2 protein-coding genes are annotated in these 1,556 nt (G+C 29.0%); both read left to right on the plus strand.

Going from position 1 to position 1,556, the window contains the following annotated elements; all coding sequences use genetic code 11:
• Positions 1-116: 116 nt before the first annotated feature.
• The gene (locus tag ACOSP6_RS00100; RefSeq protein ID WP_422092286.1) at positions 117-665 is read left to right on the plus strand and encodes a hypothetical protein; all 549 of its coding nucleotides are present in this window, start codon (positions 117-119) and stop codon (positions 663-665) included.
• 151 nt (positions 666-816) lie between these two features.
• On the plus strand, positions 817-1,452 hold the full coding sequence (locus ACOSP6_RS00105) for a hypothetical protein (protein ID WP_422095661.1): 636 nt from the start codon (positions 817-819) through the stop codon (positions 1,450-1,452).
• Positions 1,453-1,556: the final 104 nt, after the last annotated feature.

Raw genomic sequence — 1,556 nt, forward strand, 5'->3', positions numbered from 1 at the left:
GAATTTCCTCAACGGAAATTCAATCTTATTAATTATCTTTCCGCATCAACGGAAAATAACTCGCGTCCTTTTCCCGCAAAAAATCATACACAAATACGTTGGCAATAATTATGAAAATGAAAAAAAACACATTAATCTTAATATTATTCTTTCTGTCCAGTAATTTTAGTTTTTCCCAATCTCAAGAACCAGACGAATTTGAATCTGAAGTATTAAATTGTATTTATCAGAAATACGACTCCATTGGTTTGGACTTAAAATCTGAGCTAATGCGATTTGAAAATTATTTAATTGAGACAAAACAATTAAATAATAAATCAGGAGAAAGTTATATTGAAATATTTAAAAAAATTGTAAAATTAAATAATATTCCAGTTTTGCTAGACTTGGAAAAGTTTAGAATTAAAAATAACACACCAGAGAATTATCCTCTTTTCGCTAAATGTTTTCATTCAAAAAAAAATGATAAAGATTTAAAAAATAGCGAATCTAAACTTAAAGAAATTTATAATATAATAGAAAATCAATCTAAGAACACTGAGAATATTCTTTCCGAATTTGCTAAACAGATTCTGAATGTTTTAGATTCAAAGGACTTTGAAAATGAATTTTATAGAATATGGGCATTGAATACGTTTTATTTTACAGCAGATATAGCATACTAACTATTGCCAACAAGGTGTATAATTAATTGCAGCTGTCCCGAAGCTTCGGGACCTCAACGGAAATTCAATCTTATTAATTATCTTTCCGAAACAACGGAAAACGACTCGCGTCCTTTCCCACAAAAAATCATACACAAATACGTTGTACTTAATGATTAAAAAAATATTCTATATATTATTATTTTCTGTCTCGATCCAAAATAGTCTATCTCAGGTTTCTGGTCAAGTATCTGAATTGTCAAAAAAACTAGATACTATCCATTATGCAGAAAGTAAGCATATTGGTTTTGCAGGAAAACAGAGTATTATCTTTTCTGATTATAGAAAAATTGATTCAATAGCAACAAATAAAGAACTACTTCATTTTGCTAAAAACGGAAGCAACTCTCTGAGATTTTACTCTTTAAAATCACTTGTTATACGTAAAGACATTGAAAAAATCATTTGGCTTTATGAATTTTACTCAGCATATCCTATGAGAGTTTCTTATCGGAATGGTTGCGAAGCTCAAGCTATTAGTTTAACGGATGTAATCAAAAACCAGCTTAAATTAATTGAGAAAATAATTGGAGAAAATCGAGTAGATATTGTAGACAAACAAATTGCATTCTACAAAAAAGAATTATTAGATGAGACAATAACAACAAAGAAAAAAATATACTATGAAGGATTCATCGAAGACTTATACAAGGAAAAGGAAAATCTAAAAACACTTTGCAAATGGAATCGAAAAGACTTATCTGAAATTTTAAAAAAACTTGAAATTATTGATACAACTGAAAGGTAGAACCACTAAGTACAACATGGTGTATAATTAATTGCGGCTGTCCCGAAGCTTCGGGACCTCTACGGAAATTCAATCTTATTAATTATCTTTCCGAAACATCGGGA

The sequence above is a fragment of the Tenacibaculum sp. MEBiC06402 genome, from assembly GCF_049239625.1.
In the GTDB taxonomy this organism is placed as follows: domain Bacteria; phylum Bacteroidota; class Bacteroidia; order Flavobacteriales; family Flavobacteriaceae; genus Polaribacter.